We start from the raw sequence: 19,216 nt of genomic DNA, 5'->3' as shown, positions 1-19,216 counted from the left end.
CGAAAAAGGGCCGCATGACAGATGCCCCGAGCCTGCCTGCCGCCGCCCGCCGCCGCCGCCCCGCCGAAGGGCTGCGCGCGCTTGGCGGCGTGGCGCTGCTGGTCGCCCTGATCTGCGCTTTGCCGATGGTGGCGGTGGTGGTTGCCGCGCTGAGCGGCGGGACGGAGACGATCAGCCATCTGGCCGCGACAGTGCTGGGCCGCTACACCGCAACCACGCTCTGGCTGGTGCTGCTGGTCTCGGCGGGCACCTTCGCGCTGGGGGTGGGCGCGGCCTGGCTGGTCACGATGACGCGGTTTCCCGGCGTGCGGGTCTTCGAGATCGCATTGGTGCTGCCGCTGGCCTTTCCGGCCTATGTGCTGGCCTATGCCTATACCCATGTGCTGGACCATCCGGGAATCGTGCAGACGGTGCTGCGTGATGTGACGGGCTGGGGGCCGCGGGACTACTGGTTCCCCGAAATCCGCTCGACCGGCGGGGCGGCGGCGATGCTGATCCTTGTGCTCTACCCTTATGTGTACCTGCTGGCCCGGGCGGCGTTTCTGCAGCAGAGTGCGACGACCTTTCTGGCCGCAAGGGCGCTTGGCGCCAGTGCCTGGTCGGCCTTCTTCAAGATCAGTCTGCCGCTGGCGCGCCCGGCGATTGCGGCGGGGGTGCTGCTGGCCGTGATGGAGACCATCGCCGATTTCGGCACGGTCGCTTACTTCGGGGTGCAGACCTTTGCGACGGGGATCTACACCAGCTGGTTCTCGCTGGCCGACCGGGCCGGGGCTGCGCAGCTTGCCCTCTGCCTTTTGAGCTTTGCGCTGCTGCTGGCGATGCTGGAGCGGGCGCAGCGGGGGGGCGCCAAGTACCACGATCCGTCGCGGCGGCAGCAACGGATGGAGCCTGCGCAACTCACCGGGCTGCGGGCGCTGCTGGCGGCGGGGCTCTGCGGGGTGCCGGTTCTGCTGGGTGCGGTGCTGCCGGTGGTGATCCTCTTCTCCATGGGCCTTGGGTCAGAGCAGGATTTGCTGAGCCCGCGCTATCTGGGGTTCATCCGGAACTCGCTGACGTTGGCCTCGGTGGCGGCGGTCTGCACCGTGGGGGCGGCGATCACCCTGGGGTTCTTCCAGCGGCTGAGCCCGGGGCGGCTGTCGCATGGCGCGGGCTATGTGGCGCGGCTGGGCTATGCGGTGCCGGGCGGTGTGATTGCGGTGGGGCTGCTGGTGCCTTTTGCCGCTTTTGACAATGCGCTCGATGCGGTCATGCGGGCGCGGTTCGATGTCTCGACGGGGCTGCTCATCACCGGGTCGATCTGGCTGCTGGTGGCGGCCTATATGGTGCGGTTTCTGGCCGCCGCACTGGGGGCCTATGAAGGCGGGCAAGCCCTGGTGCCGTCGAACATGGATGCGGCGGCGCGGTCGCTGGGGCAGACGCCGACGGGCACGCTGCGCCGGGTGCATCTGCCGATCCTGGCGCCGAGCCTGCTGACGGCGCTGCTCATCGTCTTTGTGGATGTGATGAAAGAGCTGCCTGCGACGCTGATCATGCGGCCTTTCAACTATGACACGCTGGCGGTGCAGGCCTACCGGCTGGCGAGTGACGAACGCCTTGAGGGCGCGGCCGTGCCGAGCCTGGTGATCGTGGCGATCGGTCTCCTCCCCGTGATCCTGATCTGTCGCCAGGTGGGCCGGAGCCGCCACAGGTAGGGCGGGCCTTGGGCCGCCCCTGGGCGCTGAGGGCAGCGCCCGACCTGGTGGGCGTTTGTCCCGAATGGGCTGCGCGCTTCATCACCAGAAGAGTTGACGTATTGCAGCTTTCGAGGTCGCAAAATCGCCCTCCGGGGGAGGTGTCGCCCTTGTCGCTCGGAGTTGCCAATGGATGCGCCACTGGTCCGAGCACCATTGGCGACGACGGACAACAACGACCGATGCCCGGCTTATCAGCCGGGCGGGACAGCTGGTTCAGGCATGCCTAACTTGATCAGGCCTTTTCGCCGATCTTGTCCTGGGTCTTCGTGTCGAAGTCGCTGGCGTCGTGGCGCTCGTGCAACTGCCCGTCCAGCGGGCCGCTGGTGCGGTTCACCATCACACCGCGCTGCACCGCCGGGCGCGCGCCGATCTGCTTCTCCCAGCGGATCACATTTGTATACTCATGCACGGAAAGGAACTCGCCCGCGTCATAGCTCTCGCCCCGCGCGGTGCGCCCGTACCACGGCCAGGTGACCATATCGGCAATCGTGTAGGTATCGCCCGCGAGGTATTCGTGATCGGCCAGATGCCGGTCGAGCACATCCAATTGCCGCTTGGTCTCCATGGCAAAACGGTTGATCGGATACTCCTGCTTGAAGGGCGCATAGGCGTAGAAATGGCCGAAGCCGCCGCCGAGATAGGGCGCGGAGCCCTGCAGCCAGAAGAGCCAGTTGAGGCATTCGGTGCGGGCCTTCAGCTCGGTGGGCAGAAAGGTGTTGTCGAACTTCTCGGCGAGATACATCAGGATCGAAGCGCTCTCGAAGACGCGCAGGCCCGTGTCTTTGTCAAACATCGCGGGGATCTTGGAGTTCGGGTTGATCTCGACAAAGCCGCTTCCGAACTGCTCCCCCTCGCCGATGCGGATCAACCATGCATCGTATTCCGCCCCATCATGCCCGAGCGCCAGCAGCTCTTCGAGCATGATGGTCACCTTCTGCCCGTTAGGCGTGGCCAGCGAGTAGAGCTGCAACGGGTGCTTGCCGACGGGCAGCTCCTTGTCGTGGGTGGCACCTGCGATGGGCCGGTTGGTACTGGCCCAGGTGCCGCCGCTGTCCTCGTCCCAGGTCCAGACTTTCGGCGGCGTGTATTCGGTGGAGCTCATGTTGCGGCGTTCCTCGTTGCATCTGCGGTTTGCCCATCGTGGAGGGTGCGCAGAGCAAGGGCAAGGGGGCCACGGATCAATGTGCGGTGAGGAGCGCGATAAGCCCGACAATGATTAGGCTGAGCGCCCAGATCAGATCGAGGTTGAACCAGCTCTTCTGCAGAAACCTCAGCCCGAGCCAGTAGTAGACGCCGACGGCGATCGCGCCGCCCGCCAGCACCATCGCGCCAGTATGCGCGAGGGCTACGGCCAGGGCAGCGGTGGCGTTGTTCCACATGAGGCTATAGGCGGCTGCATGGCCGGAATCCGTCTCCAGGGTTCCGCAGATCCCGAGGTAGATCGGCACCAGCATGAGCCCTGCGCCATGGGCCATCGCCGCCAGAAAGGACCAAAGCGCGAGGCGCGAGGGCGGTACGCGCGCAAGAAACCGGGGGTGGCGACGGTTGATCAGCAGATAGAACCCGAGCGCAATGACAAGCAGAGCGGCGCCCGTCTGGATCTGCACCTGCCATTCGACCAGTACCATGAGGGCCGAGAACGGAAAGAGGATCGCCGCCATCGCCAATAGGTGCCCTGCCGCCAGGGCGGCCAGCGCCTTGTAGAGATCGCCGGTTTTGCGCGCCATCAGGGCGGCAGAGACCGCTAGAGGCCAACCCATGCCGGGATTGACCCCGTGATAGAGACCGGAGACCACGACGGCGGACCAAAGGGACGCCGCCGTGTTCATGCTCTCCATTCAGCTAGACAGAGGGGTAGCAGAAACTGTCAGTCGAGCAGTCGCCGCCCTCAAGCCTGATCTGGTGGCTGCGGTAGCCGTCGGGGAACTCGACCCAGAAATCCTTGTTCAGGGTCAGCCCGCCGTTTGCGCCCACATCGGCACAGACCATCGCCGCGCCGCGATCACCAGGGTAGAATTGGTCATCCCAGGTCGAATAGAGCGAATTGGTCCAGTAGACGCGCTTGCCGTCGCGGCTGATCTCGACCATCTGCGGACCGTAGCCGAATTCCTTGCCGTTGGGGTGCTTGTGCTTGGCCACAATCCCACCCAGATCGACTTTGCCCGCGAGCTTGGGATTCATCGGGTCGGAGACGTCATATTGGTGCATCTCGCCCAGCCCCCAGCAAGCGACATAGAGGTATTTGTCATCGAGGCTGAGGTCGATGTCGGTGACCAGCGGTGGCACAGCGCCAAAGCCCTTCAGCAGGTCCGGGAGGTCATCGGCATCCGCGGGAACAGGGTCAATGGTCACCGTCTTCTTGGCCTCGAAGGTGCCATCCTCCTTGCGCCACCACGTAAAGATCGCGCCTTGCAGGTTGGTGGTGTCCACCACCACGCCGCAGAAGCCATACTCTTTGGCCGGATCATGGGCAGGACGGATCTCCAGCGCCATCTGGTGGTTCTCGCCCAGATCGATGGTCTGGATGTTCTTGCGCGCGCGCAGGTCCCAGAAGTGGATCGAATGGCCGTATTTGTTGCTGAGCAGATCTTCGGGCACCACGCCGTTTTCGAACTGCGGCGGCAGACCCCATTCGGAGCTGACCATATAGTCGCGCGGCAGGTTCCACCAGAAATCATAGTGCTTGTCCTGCGCGCCGCGATCCATCTCGTAGCGACCCAGAATCTCGAAGGTTTCGCAATCCATGATGAAGATGCCGGGAGGGCCATCTGTGCCGTCCTCGCCACCGCCGCCCAGCGTGCTGACATAAATGCCCTCGGGGCCGCAGTGGATGGTGTGCGGGCGGGAATAGCCGGTCTTCTCAAACAGCTCTTCCGGTTCGATGATCTTGTGGATCTTGGCCTTCAGCGGCTCCTTCACGTCGATCACGTAGATTCGGCTCGACCGGATGCCGGGGATGATCAGATAGCGCCGTTCGAGGAATGCGTGGCCGGTCAGCGGTGACAGCGCGGACGAGCAGGCGTTCCAGCCGAAGTGATGAAACTCGTCGCCTTTGTTCGGCATGAATAGACTGTGCACGATCTGGCCATAGGTGTCGGATGTCGGGTCCACATCCACAACGGCGAGGCCATCGGGCTGCGAGCCGTCGGGGCTGAGCATCAATGTGAAAGCGAGCGTCTCAACCGGGGCCTGCATGGCCATCTGAGGCGTCGGATAAAATGTTGGGTCTGGTCTTAGATTCATCTGTTTTCCTCCCTGTTGGACGCATGTCATCACAGCGCCCCCCGCAGAAAGGCTGGCATAGAATCAAATGTCAGACAATTAATTTTTCACGTTGAGCGTGTTCAGCTTGTGATCAACTCGGTTGAGCGCGTCCTGATTAATGATTAATTTCAGATAGTTATAATTAAAATGCCGTAGCCTGTGCTGATGCGTCCAAACCGCGCGTAACTCTTACCTCACCCGCCCCAGCAAGCCCTGTCGAAAGCCGGTTGCACTGGACGGGCTTGCGCCGCCATACTTGCCGCGGCGCTCTTTTGAAGGTGAGCGTGGTGCGTGGGGCAGAACGTGTCGGATCTGAAGCGCGAAATGATTGCCTTGCTGCCGCGACTGCGGCGGTTTGCGCAGACCCTGACTCGGTCTGCGCCCGAAGCCGATGATCTGGTACAGGACGCCTGCCTGCGCGCCCTCAGCCGTGCCAGTCTCTGGGACCCGGCCCAACCGCTGGACCGATGGCTCTTTCGCATCACCCGCAACCTGTGGATCAACGAAGTGCGCAAGCGGCAGGTGCGGATGGGCAGCGGCCATATTCCCGCCGAGGACAGCGTTGAACTTGTGACAACCGAAACCGGCGAGGCCCGTGTTGCCGCACGTCAGCTACAGGGCAAGATCGAACAGCTCCCCTCCGACCTGGCGACCACATTGCTGGTCGTCTCGGTCGAAGGCTATAGCTATGCCGAGGCGGCGGAATTGCTGGATGTTCCCGTGGGCACAGTGATGAGCCGGATGTACCGCGCACGGAAGACCCTTGCCCGGAAGATCGCCGAGACCGGGGGAGGCTTGCAATGACGCAGGACAGCGAGAAGCTCAGCGCCTTTCTTGATGGGCAACTGTCGGTGGCCGAAACCGAAGCGATTGAGCAGCACTTGCAGAGCGACCCGGAGCTTCAGGCAGAGCTGGAGGCGCTGATGGGCGCGGATCAGGTTGCGCGTGACGAATTCGATGAAATGATCCGTGCTCCGGTTCCGCTTGATCTGGCCCGCGCGATCCAGGAGGCGCCCGAAGCGGAGGTGGCCAATGCTCCTGTCGCACCGGCTGCGGGGCGGTCATGGCTCGCGGCTCTGGCCGTCATGCTCGCCTTGTTTGTGGGTGCTGCTGGCGGGTACTGGACGGGTCAATCGCGGGCTCCGGCCGTCGCGTCTGCCCCCGGCTGGCTGCAGGACATTGCGGAGTATCACGCGATCTATGCGACACAAAAGCGGCATTTGGTCGAGGTGCCTGCCTCGGAAACGGAGCATATTCAGACCTGGCTGAGCAATACGGTCGGTGCGGCTGTCGCGGTGCCCGATCTGTCTGGGCAGGGGCTTGAGTTTCAAGGGGCCCGGTTACTGGTCGCGGCTGGCAAACCGGTGGCGCAGCTCATGTATCTCGACGAGGATGACCGGGTGGTTGCCCTCTGCCTGATCGCAACGGATACACCCCGCGCGGGCTTCGCAGAGCGTACCATCGGTGTGTTCAACATGGTCGCTTGGGGTGGCGCGGGTGCGAACTTTGTGGTCGTCGGTGATGATGACCGCAGTGACCTGCGCGCTGTCGCCGAAGCTGCGGCCACCCAGGTCTGAAGGCGACTTCTTCTCAATTTTTCAAAAATTTTCGCGAATTGCGGGAATAATCCGGTCTGCCCGTCTGTAACCCTCCTGCAAGCACACCCCAAGGTGCTTGCGTTTGCAGGTAGGAGCCTGGCCATGACAGGGACCGTCTTGAGAGCCTCCGGTGTGTTTTTGGGAGGACGTGATTGGGCACCAGCTTTCGCTGGTCCGGTTTCAAGCGGCCCATTGGCCAGACCTCCTATCTGCCTGGATCCAGAGCTCGCCTTTGATGCGGGCACCATTTTCTCACAGCATTTCCTCAGGAGGTTTTATGTTTTCAATGCGTTTTCCCGCCGTTTTGGCCGTGGCCGTTCTGGCCCCGGGCCTCGCCATGGCGGCTCCCGTTGTTTTTTCCGCAGCCGGGCCAAATGCGGCCAGCATTCAGGCGGAGGTCGATGCCTTTCGCACCGCTTTGGGGGCTCTCAACCCCAATGAGCCGCAGAACTTCAAAGGGGGCCGAAGACAGATCAACTGGGATGCGGCACCGGATGCGGTGTCCGACCCGAATGAATTTCCCGGCGATTTCTTCAACTTTGGTGCGGCACCGCGGGCGCGGGGGATCGAGTTTCGGTCTAGTGTAAACCCCCTTGCCGGGCCGCCGGAGCAGATCGCCGAAGGGTTTCAGCTGAGCAGCACCGACGCCTCGGGTGAACCGGTCCGGTTCGGGTTTCCGGATGAGCTGGCGGTCTTCAGCCCCGAGCGGCTTTTTGCGCCCACGGGTGGTACCGTGTTCGACGTGTTGTTCTTTGATCCGGCTGATCAGGTCTCCCCTGCGTTCAGCATGGGTCTTGGGATCGTTTTCACAAACGTGAGTGAGATCGACATCGGCCTCCCCGAGCCAAGCACAGATGCTGCAATTGCACTTTTCACCGAAGGCCAGGATATCACGCAGGACACGCCGGATTTTGTCTTCAATGCGGAGGCCAGCGGGCCGGGTGGTTTGTCGTTCCTCGGCATTCTGTTTGATTCGCCCGTGATCGCCGGTGCGACTGTGCAGGCCGGTTTCATACCGATCGACGAAGCGACCAGCGGCAGCAGTGTTGTCGCGATGGACGATTTCATCTTTGGTGAACCCACCCCTGCACCGGTGCCATTGCCAGCTGGGGCCTGGTTGCTCGGATCCGCGCTGCTTGGCGCGGCAGGACTGCGCCGTCGCGGGCGGAACGCGTAAGACAGGAAGGCCGGCCTTCGCCATCGGAGGCCGGTGCCCCCTCGGAGGCCCGTGTTCGGGTGTGACCTCGCGGTCATTAACCACTTTCAAATCAGAGTTGCGTAGGTTGCGCGTTGACAGCCCATCTGTCGATGGGTCAGCAATCGGAAACACTTTTGGTGGACGCAACGATGAAAACTCAGATCATTTGGCCAATGGCCGCCCTCTTGACGCTTGGTGCTTGTGTGGAGTCAGGGACCGGGACGCCGATCCGAAACCTGCCTGAAGAGGTTGTTGCCATGGCCGCGCCGAATCAAGATCTGTCATCGGTGCGCATCAAAGAGGAAGATGGCTGCTATTGGTATCGGCATTCGGGGCCGGTTGAGACCACGCTGCTGCCGTTGCGGAACAAGGCCGGAAGCCCAATTTGCACCAAGCCCCCGTCTGAGTGATCGGGGCTTGGCGCCTGTTACAATGCGTCAGCTGCGGGCGGCGACATAGGTCTCTGCCGGGTAAAGATGGGCTGTGACCCCGGTTGAGACATTGTCGTAGAGCCCGTTGATATGCGCCATGACCATACGCACGCAACCAGAGCTGGCCCGCCCGCCGATCGAGCGCGGGCTCGGTGTGCCGTGAATGCGCAGATAGGTGTCGCGATTGCCTTCAAAGAGATAGAGCGCGCGAGACCCAAGCGGGTTGGTTGGCCCGCCGGGCACGCCATCGGCGAATTCTTCGTAGACATGCGGCTCGCGCTTGATCATGGCAGCGGTTGGTGTCCATTTCGGCCACTTGGCCTTGCGTCGGATCGTATAGACGCCCGGCTCGTATAGGTTGCCGCGTGCGATGGCGACGCCGTAACGCATGGCTGTGCCGTTGCCATCGACATGGTAGAGATAGCGCGCAACGGCATCGACGTGAATATCACCCGGTTGCAGGCTTGCGTTGGCCTCGACCCGCGTCGGCAGGAAGCGCGGATGCAGGCCCCAGGGGTTGGACGTGGATGGGTCATAATTCGCCGGTGTCACCCGTGCATCCCATGTCGCCCATTTGCCCTGCGCCGCCTCCGCCTGGCTTGCCACAAGCGTGGCCGGAAGAGCTGCAGAAAACAGCGCCGTACTGGTCTGAATAAAGTATCGTCTCGTTAACATTGGTCCCAATCCTCAATTACTACCCACTCAACGCTGTCTAGCGCCGGATGGTTTCCACCAACTTTACGCGAGATTCGAGGTTAAGAGGCTGTTGCTCACGCAATTGTGCAAGATCACGGGTCCCTCTTACAAAACAAAAAAGCCGCCCCAGGGGAGCGGCTTTCTCAAAATTCTGGTCGATGTTTCAGCCTTGGCGGGCTTTGAACCGGCGTTGTGTCTTGTTGATCACGTAGACGCGGCCTTTGCGACGCACAACACGGCAGTCACGGTGCCGATTCTTGAGCGAGCGGAGCGAATTGCGAACCTTCATGGTCCTCTCCTTTGGTCTCTCTGTCGGCGCGCGTGCCAGCGCCGGGGTTGCGGGCAGTCCGGCAAGCCGGACCGGGTGTTCAGGTGGTGGGCGATACTGGGATCGAACCAGTGACCCCTTCGATGTCAACGAAGTGCTCTACCGCTGAGCTAATCACCCACGACCGGCTCAAATACCCTGGCCCCAAATAAAATGGGGCGCGAGGGGTCGCGCCGGTAGCGGGTCTTTAAAAGGTAACGCAGATAAGATCAAGAGCTTTTGGATTCCCCTTTTTCTGCGCTATGCTTGCCCTTAAAGGTAGTTCTATGTCCGAGTCAGCGTTCGAAGTCAGTTATCCTGAGACACCGCGGTCTTGCGTGGTGTTTGCCTCCCCGCACAGTGGGCGGAACTACCCATGGGCAATGCTGCGCAGCAGTGTGTTGGATGAACTGACGATCCGGTCTTCCGAGGATGCCTTTGTCGATCAGCTTTTCGACTGTGCGCCGCAGTATGGCGCGCCCTTGTTGAAGGCCGGTGCGCCAAGGGCCTTTGTCGATCTTAATCGCAGCTGCGACGAGCTTGATCCTGCGTTGATCGACGGTGTGCGGCGGCGCGGACACAACCCTCGGGTCGCGTCTGGTCTGGGTGTGATTCCGCGTGTGGTTGCCAATGGGCGTGCGATCTATCGGGGCAAGATCAGTATGCTTGAAGCAACGACGCGGTTGAACACCTACTGGCATCCCTATCACAATATGCTGCAGGGCCTGCTGGATGATGCCGTGCAGCGGCACGGGCAGGCCGTGCTCATTGATTGCCATTCCATGCCACATGAGGCCGTGCAGGGTGTGGCCCGCTCCGGCGCGCGCAGCCCCGAGATTGTGCTGGGGGATCGGTTTGGTGCCGCTGCGGCCGCTGAGGTTGTTGATCGGGTGGAAGCGGCCTTTATCTCAGCGGGATTCACGGTCACGCGCAATGCACCCTTTGCAGGGGCCTACGTGGCGCAGGCCTATGGCCGCCCGACCCGGAGCCAGCACGCGGTGCAGGTTGAGATTGACCGCGCGATTTATATGGATGAAGGCCGGATCGAGCCCAGCGAGCGGTTCGCTGATGTGCAGCGGACGTTGCAGGGTGTTATTGCTGAGATTGCGCAGATCGGGCAGGAGCAGATGCCGCTGGCGGCCGAATAGCCCCGGTTAATTTCGCCTTCGGCGAGAGTACTTCTGGAAAAATGAAGCACGGTCGCGTTAGCGGAGAGCGCGGCCTTTCAGGATAGCGTCTGCGCCGAAGCGGGCGCGGATTTCATCGGTGGCGCGTTCGGCCTTGCTGCGGCGGATGGCCTGGGGGTCCAGCAGATCGCCTGAACGGTCCGCGCCTTCGGCGCTGGTTAGATCGGAGAGGCCGCAGCCCAGCAACCGGTAGGGGCCTTCATCCCCCACTTGATCGAAGAGGTCACGGGCGGTGCGATAGATCGTGTCGGCCATCTGCGTGGCGTCGCGCAAGCTCACCCTGCGGGACAGCAGCGAGTGATCGGCACGTTTGAGTTTCAGTGTGACTACGCGCCCTGCGAGGTCCTTGGCCTTGGCCCGGTCCGAGACTTTCTCGGCCATGCGCCAGAGGTGGCCATCGAGCAGGTCGGGGTCGGAGGTGTCATCGTGAAAGGTGGTTTCGTTCGAGATCGATTTCATCGGCGCATGGGCGGAGACGCGGCGGCGGTCTTGGCCGCGTGCCAGGTGCCACAGCCGGTCCCCCATGGAGCCGAAGCGGGCGATCAGGTCGGTCTGATCCCAGCGCAACAGGTCGGCGAAGGTGCGGATGCCTGCCTTGTCGAGTGCGGCTTGCGATGAGGCGCCGACCCCCCAGATCAGGCGCACAGGTTTGTCATGCAGGAAATTGACGGTTTCGGCCTTGCCGATGATTGAGAAGCCGTGCGGTTTGTCGAGATCGGAGGCGACTTTGGCCAAGAATTTGTTGTGGCTAAGGCCGATGGAGCCGGTGAGGCCCAACTCGCCGCGCATACGTTTGACCAATTGGGCGAGCATGGTTGCGGGCGGGTGGCCGTGCAACCGCGCGGTGCCGGAGAGATCCATGAAGGCCTCGTCCAGCGAGAGGGGTTCGATGTCGGGGGTCAGGTCCTGCATCATCGCACGGATGGCGCGAGAGGCATCCACATAGGCCTGCATGCGGGGTTTGATGATCACCGCGTCGGGGCAGAGTTTCAGGGCCTGGAACATCGGCATGGCCGAGCGCACGCCGCGGATGCGCGCCACATAGCAGGCAGTTGAGACCACACCGCGCCGCCCGCCGCCGATGATGACCGGCTTGCCTTCGAGGCTGGGGTTGTCGCGCTTTTCCACCGAGGCATAAAAGGCGTCGCAATCCATATGGGCGATGGAGAGGGTGTTCAACTCGTCATGCGCCACGACGCGCGGGCTGGCGCAGGCGGGGCAGCGCCGACCGCTCTTAAATTCTGTCAGGCAATCACGGCAAAGGGCGGGCATTTTCGCAAGGGTCAGTTATGATCGCAGCATGTCCCGATCTTACGCCACGGCGCCGGAAATGAACATGCCCTTCCACGGGGCGAAGCTGGCGCTTTTGACCGAGCGTCATGTGGTCACCTTGCTGCGAGATGATCGTTCCGATATCGACCATGCGGCTCGCTGGGACCTGCCGGGCGGTGGGCGCGAAGGGACGGAAGACCCCCTGGAGTGTGTTCTGCGTGAGACGCGGGAGGAGCTCGGTCTGGCGCTGCTGACCCGCGATGTGGTCTGGGGGCGGCGGTTCGAGCGCCGGGGGCTTGGGTTTTGGTTTTTCGCTGCGAATGTCGACGACGACCTGCTGCGCGACATTCGCTTTGGCGATGAAGGGCAGGGGTGGGCCGTTATGACGCCCAAACAGTTTTTGCATCACCCCAAGGTCATCGCGCACTTCCAGGACCGGCTTCGTCTGTGTCTTGATGAGCTGTAGTTAACAGAAAAACCCCCCGCTGTTCTGAGCGGGGGGAGGTAACGAACCTCAGGAAGACGCGGTTCGTTGGGGAGTATCACCTTACGTCAACTTACCACCTAAAGGCGAATTCCCCTAACCGGGAATGGCTTGGCGCGGCCACATCCTGTGGTCTGTTGTGCGATAGACACAGTGTCTTGAGTCGTCTGACGTGACGGTGCTTGTGGGTAACTTTGAAATGTAGTCTGAGATCAGTGGTTTGGCTGCAGTGCTTGTGGGCTGTTCATCTCGGCCAGAATTGCTTCGGCAGCTGCCTTAGGACTAGGCGATTGCCATACCGGACGCCCGACAACGATATGATCAGCGCCGTCTGCGACGGCATTTGCGGGGGTGGCGACTCGCTTTTGGTCTCCCAGATCGCTGCCCATGGGGCGCACGCCGGGGGTCACGATGAGTCGGCCTTCGGCCTCGGGCAGGGCGCGGATCAGCGCGGCTTCCTGCGGGGACGCGATCACGCCATCGGCACCGGCCTCGAAGGCGCGGGCGGCCCGTGTTGTCACCAGCTCAGGCAGGTCGCCCGCGCGGATCTGGCAGGCGTCGAGATCGGTGCGGTCGAGCGAGGTGAGGATGGTCACGGCCAGGATTTTCATCTCGGACCCCGCAGCGCCTTCCTTGGCAGCGGCCACCACGTGAGGGTCACCGTGCACGGTGAGAAAGTCGAGATCAAATTGCGCCAACCCGCGCACGGCAGCCTCGATAGTGGCGCCGATGTCGAAGAGCTTCATGTCGAGGAAGATGCGCTTGCCGTGTTCTTGCTTGAGCTCATTGGCCAGCGCCAGCCCGCCCCCGGTGAGCATGCCCAGGCCGATCTTGTAGAAGCTCACCGCGTCACCCAGCTTTTGTGCCAGTTCTGCCCCTGCCACTGCATGCGGCACATCCAATGCCACGATCAACCTGTCATCAGCCATTGTGCGCTCTCTCTTTTGCCCGAAGGTTCCTTAGGCATTCCGCGAGGGTCTGTCCACGCGCGTAACAAAAAAATGCCCGGCGCCATGGGCCCGGTTCGAGCAGGTGTTTGTGGTCCTGGATGGGGTCTGCATGGCGACACCTGGGGAAGGATCGACGCCCCCAGCCTCTTTCATATCCACGTCCCGCCGCCCGCCTCGGCAAGTGGTGTGTGAGGTCGGGCCGCGCAGCGGACGGCGCACAAAGCCAAATCGTTACACATCGACAAAGCTGGCAGGACACGGGGCGAAGCCGATCCGGTGCCGTTGTCTGAACTGAGAGATGACGTTTTGGGGCCATGTGTTAACGGGGAAAGGCGCGCCTGCTTTCCCATGGGGGCGGTTTGATTCACATCACGGCAAGAGGTGGGGGCTACACCTATGGTTGATTTTGGGACATGGTCGGCCTTGAAGGAGGCCGAGCAGCGCCCCAGATAATGCAATGAGGTCCTGACCGCTGACGTGCCGCTGAGCCGGGCGCAGCCACGAGGGGACGCTTAACATAAAGGAGAGACCCATGGACTTGAGCAAGTTCACGGAGCGGTCGCGCGGTTTCATTCAGGCCGCACAGACCATCGCAACCCGGGACAGTCACCAGAGGCTGGCGCCGGAACATATCCTCAAAGCGCTGATGGATGACGATCAGGGGCTGGCAAGCAACCTGATTTCCGCTTCGGGCGGGCAGCCCGCGCGCGTGGTCGAAGGAGTCGAGACGGCACTGTCGAAGACGCCGAAAGTGAGCGGCGATGCCGCGCAGATCTATCTGGACAACGGAACCCAGAAGGTGCTGGCCGAGGCGGAGACCTTGGCCAAGAAGGCAGGCGACAGCTTCGTGCCGGTAGAGCGTATTCTAATGGCGCTCTGTATGGTCAAATCAGCTGCTAAGGAGGCTTTGGATGCTGGCGGAGTCACCGCTCAGGCCCTGAATGGGGCCATCAATGACATCCGAAAAGGCCGCACAGCGGACAGCGCCAGCGCTGAGGACGGCTACGACGCGCTGAAGAAATACGCGATGGATCTGACCGAGCGGGCGGAGGCGGGTAAGATCGACCCGATCATCGGGCGCGACGAGGAAATCCGCCGCGCGATGCAGGTGCTCAGCCGCCGGACCAAGAACAACCCGGTGCTCATTGGGGAACCCGGTGTCGGTAAGACGGCGATTGCCGAAGGGCTTGCCTTGCGCATCGTGAATGGCGATGTGCCCGAGAGCTTGAAGAACAAGAAGCTTCTGGCGCTGGACATGGGTGCGCTGATCGCAGGTGCAAAGTATCGCGGCGAATTCGAGGAGCGCCTGAAGGCCGTGCTGACCGAAGTGACCGAGGCCGCAGGCGAGATTATCCTTTTCATCGACGAGATGCACACGCTGGTCGGTGCGGGCAAGGCGGATGGCGCGATGGACGCGGCCAACCTGATCAAACCCGCATTGGCACGGGGTGAGCTGCACTGTGTTGGTGCGACCACGCTCGATGAATACCGCAAATATGTGGAGAAGGACGCGGCGCTGGCGCGGCGGTTCCAGCCGGTTATGGTGCAGGAGCCGACGGTGGAGGACACCGTCTCGATTCTGCGCGGCATCAAGGAGAAATACGAGCTGCACCATGGGGTGCGGATTTCGGACTCGTCCTTGGTCGCGGCGGCGACACTCAGCCACCGCTATATTACTGACCGCTTTTTGCCGGACAAAGCCATCGACCTTGTGGACGAGGCGGCGAGCCGCTTGCGCATGGAAGTGGACAGCAAACCCGAAGAACTTGACGCTTTGGATCGCGAGATTCTGCAGAAGCAGATCGAGGCCGAGGCGCTGCGACTGGAAGATGACGCGGCCAGCAAGGACCGGCTGGAGACCTTGGAGAAGGATCTCGCCGAACTGCAGGAGCGCAGCGATGAACTGACAGCTCAATGGCAGGCCGAGCGAGACAAGATGGCCGGTGCGCGCGACATCAAGGAGTTGCTTGATCGGGCCCGCGCTGATCTGGAGATCGCCAAGCGCGAGGGCAATCTGGCGAAGGCCGGGGAGCTCAGCTACGGCGTGATCCCGCAACTTGAGAAACAGCTGGAGGCCGCCGAGGGTCGCGACGAAGGCGACGTGCTGGTCGAAGAGGCGGTGCGCCCGGATCAGATCGCGAGCGTCGTCGAGCGCTGGACGGGCATTCCCGCCGGCAAGATGCTGGAAGGCGAGCGCGACAAGCTCTTGCGCATGGAAGATCAGTTGCACGCGCGGGTCATCGGCCAGAATGCCGCCGTGGGCGCGGTGGCCAATGCGGTACGGCGCGCGCGCGCTGGCCTGAACGACGAGAACCGGCCTTTGGGCTCGTTCCTCTTCCTCGGGCCGACCGGTGTTGGCAAAACCGAGCTGACCAAGGCAGTGGCCGAGTTCCTCTTTGACGATGACAATGCGATGGTGCGCATCGACATGTCCGAGTTCATGGAAAAGCATGCGGTTGCGCGTCTGATCGGGGCCCCTCCCGGGTACGTGGGCTACGATGAGGGCGGCGTGCTGACCGAAGCGGTCCGCAGACGTCCGTATCAGGTGGTGCTGTTCGACGAGGTCGAAAAGGCGCACCCAGATGTGTTCAACGTGCTGCTGCAAGTGCTCGATGACGGGGTGCTGACCGATGGACAGGGCCGCACGGTGGACTTTAAGCAGACGCTGATCGTGCTGACGTCAAACCTGGGATCGCAAGCGCTGAGCCAGCTGCCGGAGGGGGCGGATTCCTCGCAAGCGCGGCGCGATGTGATGGACGCGGTGCGGGCGCACTTCCGGCCCGAGTTCCTGAACCGGCTGGACGAGACCATCATCTTCGACCGGCTGAACCGCGACAATATGGATGGCATCGTTGATATCCAGATGGCCCGGCTGCTGAAGCGGTTGGCGGGGCGCAAGATCATGCTCGATCTCGACGCCGGTGCGCGGAAATGGCTGGCCGATGAAGGCTATGACCCCGTGTTCGGCGCGCGGCCCTTGAAGCGGGTGATCCAGCGGGCGCTACAAGATCCCTTGGCAGAGATGCTGCTGGCCGGAGATGTGAAGGATGGCGACAGTGTAACAGTGACTGCGGGCAGCGAGGGGCTGATCATCGGGGACCGTGTGGCCGCCTCGAACCGGCCCAAGCCGGATGACGCCGTCGTTCACTGACGTGGACCACAAACAATGGAGTAAGGCCCGGCGGAGCAATCCGCCGGGCCTTTCATTTGGCTCAGCTGTTCTCGTCGGGCAGGATCACGGTGTCGACCACATGGATCACGCCATTGGAAGCTTCGACATCCGCCGAGGTGACCGAGGCCTCGTTGATCTTCACACCGTCCGACAGATCAACGGTCAGATCACCGCCCTGCACGGTTGTGGCGCTCATGCCGTCGCTGAGGTCGGCGGACATCACCTTACCTGGCACCACGTGATAGGTGAGGATCGCGATCAACTGATCCTTGTTTTCGGGGAGCAGCAGCGACTCAACAGTGCCCTCAGGCAATGCGGCAAAGGCCTCATCCGTGGGCGCGAAGACGGTGAACGGGCCGTCCCCCTTCAGCGTGTCGACCAGATCAGCGGCCTCGACGGCCGCGACCAGAGTGCTGAAACTGCCTGCATTTGCGGCGGTGTCCACAATGTCTTTGGCGTAGCTGCCTGCAAAAGCCGTTGTGCCGAGCAACGCAAAGCCTGCGGTCAGGCTCAGAAAGTTCCGACGAAACATAGATGTCTCCTTTATGAAAGGTGCATGCCACCATGGCATCTGCGAGGGAGACGCTGGGGGGAGCGGGTTGGATCACCGGGGATTCCCGCCGATGTGGTTTGACCAAAAATCGCAGCGCGCTAAGCGCAGGGGGTGCCAGACTTCCAATAACAATAATGTCAGAGCACGCCCTGATACGACTGTCTCAGATTGCCGGACTTGAACCGGCGTGGCCGCTGAGTGCCGTCACCTCGGGCCTTGGGCCGAGGTTGGTGATGCATTGACCTCCGTCCTGAAATGGCGCCAAGAAGGGCGGGCAGAACAAGCTGGCACATCTCATGACACTCCCTCCTGATCTGGTGATTTTCGATTGCGACGGCGTGCTGGTGGACAGCGAACCGCTGACCAATGTGGTGATCCGCGACAATCTCGCCCGCCATGGGTTGGACCTGTCCTTACAGGAGATCCTGGGAACTTTCGTGGGCGGGACCATGGCTGGTGTGATGCGGGAAGCGCGCGCCATGGGGGCGCAGCTTCCCGATGATTGGGTGGGTCGCATCTATGAAGAGATGTTCGTCGTGCTGGCCGAAAAGGTCGAGATCGTCCCTGGGATTGTGGGTGTGCTGGACGCTCTGGATCAGGCATCTATTCCGTATGCCGTGGGCTCCAATGGTCCGCACCGGAAGATGGAGATCACACTCGGACGCACCGGCCTGAGTGATCGCCTGCAAGGCCGGGTCTACTCCCGCGAGGATGTGGCCAACCCCAAACCCGCACCTGACCTCTACTTACAAGCTGCCGCGCGGGCAGGAGTGCCACCGGAACGGGCGGTTGTGATCGAAGACAGCCCGACCGGCGCGCGGGCCGCACAAGCTGCGGGCATCCGGTGTTTCGGCTATGTGGCCGATACCGATCCGGCGCGGATGACACCTTTTTGTGAGGCGGTGTTTGACCGGATGCAGGTGCTGCCCGGACTGCTTGGCCTCTGAAGCGCATCGGAAAAGGTTACAACCGCCTGTCACATTCGTGACTCGAAATGGTTTGGCGCATGGACCGGAACCCCCTACATCACGGGTGATCACGAAGCTCAGGAGGGTCCCATGGCCTATCGTTGGACCAATACGCTCACCCGCAAAGACGCAACACCCGAGGCGCTGTTTCTCAACCGGCGTCAACTGATGGCGGGGGCCGCAGCCGGTGTTGCGCTGGCGGGCACAGGCGCGCGGGCAGAAGAGGTGTTGGAACCGAACTCCTGGGAAGACATCACCGAGTACAATAATTTCTATGAGTTCGGCACAGGCAAGAGCGACCCGGCCACCTATGCTTCGGCGCTGACGACCGAGCCGTGGAGCGTGACCATCGATGGTCTCGTCGACCGCCCCGGTGAGTATGACTTCGAGGACATCATGGCTGAGATGACGGTGGAGGAGCGGATTTACCGCTTCCGCTGTGTTGAGGCGTGGTCGATGGTGATCCCGTGGAACGGGTTTGAACTTGCTGATCTGCTCGGCATGGCGGGTGTGCAGGAGCAGGCCAAATACGTGCGCTTTGAAACACTTTACCGCCCGGAAGAGATGCGGGGACAATCCAGCCGGTTTATCGACTGGCCGTATGTCGAAGGGCTGCGTCTCGACGAAGCCCTTCATCCGCTGACGATCATGGCAACCGGCATCTACGGACGCACGATCCCGAACCAGAATGGTGCGCCGATCCGGCTGGTGGTGCCGTGGAAGTATGGGTTCAAATCGATCAAATCGATTGTGAAGATCACACTGACTGATGAGCAGCCGATCAACACGTGGCAGGCCTTGCAGGCGAACGAGTATGGATTCTATGCCAATGTGAACCCCGAGGTGGATCACCCACGTTGGAGCCAGGCGACTGAACGTCAGATCGGCGGCGGGCTGTTTTCCAAGCGTATCCCGACACTCAAGTTCAATGGGTACGAAGAGGAGGTCGCCAGCCTTTACGAAGGTATGGATCTCACCCGGTTCTACTGACCGAAGACCACCTGATGCATGACGCGCCCGGGCAGCAGTGTGAAGGCCCCGGCGCCGACAAGCGCGATCCAGAACAATTCACGCATTGTTTTCCTATGTGCCATAATGTTGCCGCGGCGTGCGTTCAGGATACCGGAGGCTATGCCAAAGATCGTATAGATCGACAGAAGATGGATGGCGCTAAAGGGACCGAAATGGCGGATGTCATGTATCCAGAAGCTGGACAGGGCGACCAACGCCATCAGGCCGACCCAGATGTAGCCGCAGATCCGGTGCGTGTCGCTGCCCTTGGGCAACATCAGTTGCACGGTGCCGAGCATCAACGCGGCGAAGGCCCCGAGCGCATGGATGACTATGATGACGCTCGACTGAAAGAGCGGTGTGAGTGACATATGCGCAATCCGGCAAGTGAC

At 62.0% G+C, this 19,216-nt stretch carries 18 protein-coding genes and 1 tRNA gene; 9 read left to right on the top strand and 10 right to left on the bottom strand.

The features are described from left to right. Positions 1–14: 14 nt before the first annotated feature. Positions 15–1,691: an ABC transporter permease gene (locus So717_RS04180; protein ID WP_159974960.1), complete on the top strand. Its 1,677-nt coding sequence runs from the start codon at positions 15–17 to the stop codon at positions 1,689–1,691. A 274-nt stretch (positions 1,692–1,965) separates the two neighbouring features. Here So717_RS04180 and yghU read toward each other — a convergent pair whose 3' ends face one another. The 3 genes from yghU to So717_RS04165 form a co-directional block, all read right to left on the bottom strand. Further along, a complete protein-coding gene (gene yghU / locus So717_RS04175; RefSeq protein WP_159974959.1) occupies positions 1,966–2,835 on the bottom strand; it encodes a glutathione-dependent disulfide-bond oxidoreductase in 870 nt (289 codons plus the stop codon). 76 nt (positions 2,836–2,911) lie between these two features. Further along, positions 2,912–3,571 carry a hypothetical protein gene (locus So717_RS04170; protein ID WP_159974958.1) on the bottom strand — a complete coding sequence of 220 codons (660 nt, stop codon included), beginning with the start codon at positions 3,569–3,571 and terminating at the stop codon, positions 2,912–2,914. Between the two features lie 4 nt (positions 3,572–3,575). After that, positions 3,576–4,976: a selenium-binding protein SBP56-related protein gene (locus So717_RS04165; RefSeq protein WP_159974957.1), complete on the bottom strand. Its 1,401-nt coding sequence runs from the start codon at positions 4,974–4,976 to the stop codon at positions 3,576–3,578. Positions 4,977–5,288: 312 nt separating this feature from the next. On the opposite strand from So717_RS04165, the gene So717_RS04160 reads away from it, so the two are divergent. From So717_RS04160 to So717_RS22120, 3 genes are all read left to right on the top strand, one after another. Further along, positions 5,289–5,801 carry an RNA polymerase sigma factor gene (locus tag So717_RS04160; RefSeq protein ID WP_238840668.1) on the top strand — a complete coding sequence of 171 codons (513 nt, stop codon included), beginning with the start codon at positions 5,289–5,291 and terminating at the stop codon, positions 5,799–5,801. After that, positions 5,798–6,574: an anti-sigma factor family protein gene (locus So717_RS04155; protein ID WP_159974956.1), complete on the top strand. Its 777-nt coding sequence runs from the start codon at positions 5,798–5,800 to the stop codon at positions 6,572–6,574. Before So717_RS04160 ends, So717_RS04155 begins: the two co-directional genes overlap by 4 nt. Before the next feature lie 298 nt (positions 6,575–6,872). Then, positions 6,873–7,772: a VPLPA-CTERM sorting domain-containing protein gene (locus So717_RS22120; RefSeq protein ID WP_202981891.1), complete on the top strand. Its 900-nt coding sequence runs from the start codon at positions 6,873–6,875 to the stop codon at positions 7,770–7,772. A gap of 458 nt (positions 7,773–8,230) precedes the next feature. Here the strand turns inward: So717_RS22120 and So717_RS04145 are convergent, their stop codons facing one another. From So717_RS04145 to So717_RS04135, 3 genes are all read right to left on the bottom strand, one after another. After that, positions 8,231–8,899, bottom strand: a complete 669-nt coding sequence (locus So717_RS04145) for a L,D-transpeptidase (protein WP_159974955.1) — start codon at positions 8,897–8,899, stop codon at positions 8,231–8,233. A gap of 184 nt (positions 8,900–9,083) precedes the next feature. Beyond that, positions 9,084–9,209: a type B 50S ribosomal protein L36 gene (gene ykgO, locus So717_RS04140; protein ID WP_005850168.1), complete on the bottom strand. Its 126-nt coding sequence runs from the start codon at positions 9,207–9,209 to the stop codon at positions 9,084–9,086. An 84-nt stretch (positions 9,210–9,293) separates the two neighbouring features. Next, positions 9,294–9,368, bottom strand: a tRNA-Val gene (locus So717_RS04135). Positions 9,369–9,514: 146 nt separating this feature from the next. Here So717_RS04135 and So717_RS04130 point away from each other — a divergent pair. Continuing rightward, positions 9,515–10,375, top strand: a complete 861-nt coding sequence (locus tag So717_RS04130; RefSeq protein ID WP_159974954.1) for an N-formylglutamate amidohydrolase — start codon at positions 9,515–9,517, stop codon at positions 10,373–10,375. 57 nt (positions 10,376–10,432) lie between these two features. Here the strand turns inward: So717_RS04130 and So717_RS04125 are convergent, their stop codons facing one another. Next, positions 10,433–11,686, bottom strand: coding sequence for a DNA polymerase IV (locus So717_RS04125; RefSeq protein WP_159974953.1), 1,254 nt, complete (start codon positions 11,684–11,686; stop codon positions 10,433–10,435). Positions 11,687–11,714: 28 nt separating this feature from the next. Here So717_RS04125 and So717_RS04120 point away from each other — a divergent pair, with 28 nt between their 5' ends. Then, entirely contained in the window at positions 11,715–12,152 is a 438-nt protein-coding gene (locus So717_RS04120) for an NUDIX domain-containing protein (protein WP_238840666.1), read from the top strand. A 230-nt stretch (positions 12,153–12,382) separates the two neighbouring features. On the opposite strand, the gene pyrF is transcribed toward So717_RS04120, so the two are convergent. After that, positions 12,383–13,099: an orotidine-5'-phosphate decarboxylase gene (gene pyrF / locus So717_RS04115; protein WP_159974952.1), complete on the bottom strand. Its 717-nt coding sequence runs from the start codon at positions 13,097–13,099 to the stop codon at positions 12,383–12,385. Positions 13,100–13,652: 553 nt separating this feature from the next. Between pyrF and clpB the strand changes: the two genes are divergently transcribed. Further along, positions 13,653–16,271: an ATP-dependent chaperone ClpB gene (gene clpB, locus So717_RS04110; RefSeq protein WP_159974951.1), complete on the top strand. Its 2,619-nt coding sequence runs from the start codon at positions 13,653–13,655 to the stop codon at positions 16,269–16,271. A gap of 61 nt (positions 16,272–16,332) precedes the next feature. Here clpB and So717_RS04105 read toward each other — a convergent pair whose 3' ends face one another. Further along, positions 16,333–16,824 carry a fasciclin domain-containing protein gene (locus So717_RS04105; protein ID WP_159974950.1) on the bottom strand — a complete coding sequence of 164 codons (492 nt, stop codon included), beginning with the start codon at positions 16,822–16,824 and terminating at the stop codon, positions 16,333–16,335. 317 nt (positions 16,825–17,141) lie between these two features. On the opposite strand from So717_RS04105, the gene So717_RS04100 reads away from it, so the two are divergent. Next, entirely contained in the window at positions 17,142–17,792 is a 651-nt protein-coding gene (locus tag So717_RS04100; protein WP_159974949.1) for an HAD family hydrolase, read from the top strand. Positions 17,793–17,903: 111 nt separating this feature from the next. Further along, positions 17,904–18,803, top strand: coding sequence for a protein-methionine-sulfoxide reductase catalytic subunit MsrP (msrP, locus tag So717_RS04095; protein WP_159974948.1), 900 nt, complete (start codon positions 17,904–17,906; stop codon positions 18,801–18,803). On the opposite strand, the gene So717_RS04090 is transcribed toward msrP, so the two are convergent. Further along, the gene (locus So717_RS04090; RefSeq protein ID WP_159974947.1) at positions 18,797–19,195 is read right to left on the bottom strand and encodes a DUF2306 domain-containing protein; all 399 of its coding nucleotides are present in this window, start codon (positions 19,193–19,195) and stop codon (positions 18,797–18,799) included. The genes msrP and So717_RS04090 overlap by 7 nt on opposite strands. Positions 19,196–19,216: the final 21 nt, after the last annotated feature.

The organism is Roseobacter cerasinus, from assembly GCF_009811755.1.
In the GTDB taxonomy this organism is placed as follows: domain Bacteria; phylum Pseudomonadota; class Alphaproteobacteria; order Rhodobacterales; family Rhodobacteraceae; genus Roseobacter; species Roseobacter cerasinus.
The sequence above is the reverse complement of the archived record's forward strand: the minus strand, read 5'-3'. Positions and strand labels throughout refer to the sequence as shown.

What these genes read in the sequence shown, in the direction of transcription:
- So717_RS04100 (WP_159974949.1), top strand. Translation starts at nt 17,142, where the DNA reads ATGACACTCCCTCCTGATCTGGTGATTTTCGATTGCGACGGCGTGCTG.
- So717_RS04145 (WP_159974955.1), bottom strand. Translation starts at nt 8,899, where the DNA reads ATGTTAACGAGACGATACTTTATTCAGACCAGTACGGCGCTGTTTTCT.
- So717_RS04165 (WP_159974957.1), bottom strand. Translation starts at nt 4,976, where the DNA reads ATGAATCTAAGACCAGACCCAACATTTTATCCGACGCCTCAGATGGCC.
- So717_RS04120 (WP_238840666.1), top strand. Translation starts at nt 11,715, where the DNA reads ATGTCCCGATCTTACGCCACGGCGCCGGAAATGAACATGCCCTTCCAC.
- clpB (WP_159974951.1), top strand. Translation starts at nt 13,653, where the DNA reads ATGGACTTGAGCAAGTTCACGGAGCGGTCGCGCGGTTTCATTCAGGCC.
- So717_RS04090 (WP_159974947.1), bottom strand. Translation starts at nt 19,195, where the DNA reads ATGTCACTCACACCGCTCTTTCAGTCGAGCGTCATCATAGTCATCCAT.
- So717_RS04130 (WP_159974954.1), top strand. Translation starts at nt 9,515, where the DNA reads ATGTCCGAGTCAGCGTTCGAAGTCAGTTATCCTGAGACACCGCGGTCT.
- So717_RS22120 (WP_202981891.1), top strand. Translation starts at nt 6,873, where the DNA reads ATGTTTTCAATGCGTTTTCCCGCCGTTTTGGCCGTGGCCGTTCTGGCC.
- So717_RS04180 (WP_159974960.1), top strand. Translation starts at nt 15, where the DNA reads ATGACAGATGCCCCGAGCCTGCCTGCCGCCGCCCGCCGCCGCCGCCCC.
- So717_RS04125 (WP_159974953.1), bottom strand. Translation starts at nt 11,686, where the DNA reads ATGCCCGCCCTTTGCCGTGATTGCCTGACAGAATTTAAGAGCGGTCGG.
- pyrF (WP_159974952.1), bottom strand. Translation starts at nt 13,099, where the DNA reads ATGGCTGATGACAGGTTGATCGTGGCATTGGATGTGCCGCATGCAGTG.
- ykgO (WP_005850168.1), bottom strand. Translation starts at nt 9,209, where the DNA reads ATGAAGGTTCGCAATTCGCTCCGCTCGCTCAAGAATCGGCACCGTGAC.
- So717_RS04155 (WP_159974956.1), top strand. Translation starts at nt 5,798, where the DNA reads ATGACGCAGGACAGCGAGAAGCTCAGCGCCTTTCTTGATGGGCAACTG.
- So717_RS04170 (WP_159974958.1), bottom strand. Translation starts at nt 3,571, where the DNA reads ATGGAGAGCATGAACACGGCGGCGTCCCTTTGGTCCGCCGTCGTGGTC.
- msrP (WP_159974948.1), top strand. Translation starts at nt 17,904, where the DNA reads ATGGCCTATCGTTGGACCAATACGCTCACCCGCAAAGACGCAACACCC.
- So717_RS04105 (WP_159974950.1), bottom strand. Translation starts at nt 16,824, where the DNA reads ATGTTTCGTCGGAACTTTCTGAGCCTGACCGCAGGCTTTGCGTTGCTC.
- yghU (WP_159974959.1), bottom strand. Translation starts at nt 2,835, where the DNA reads ATGAGCTCCACCGAATACACGCCGCCGAAAGTCTGGACCTGGGACGAG.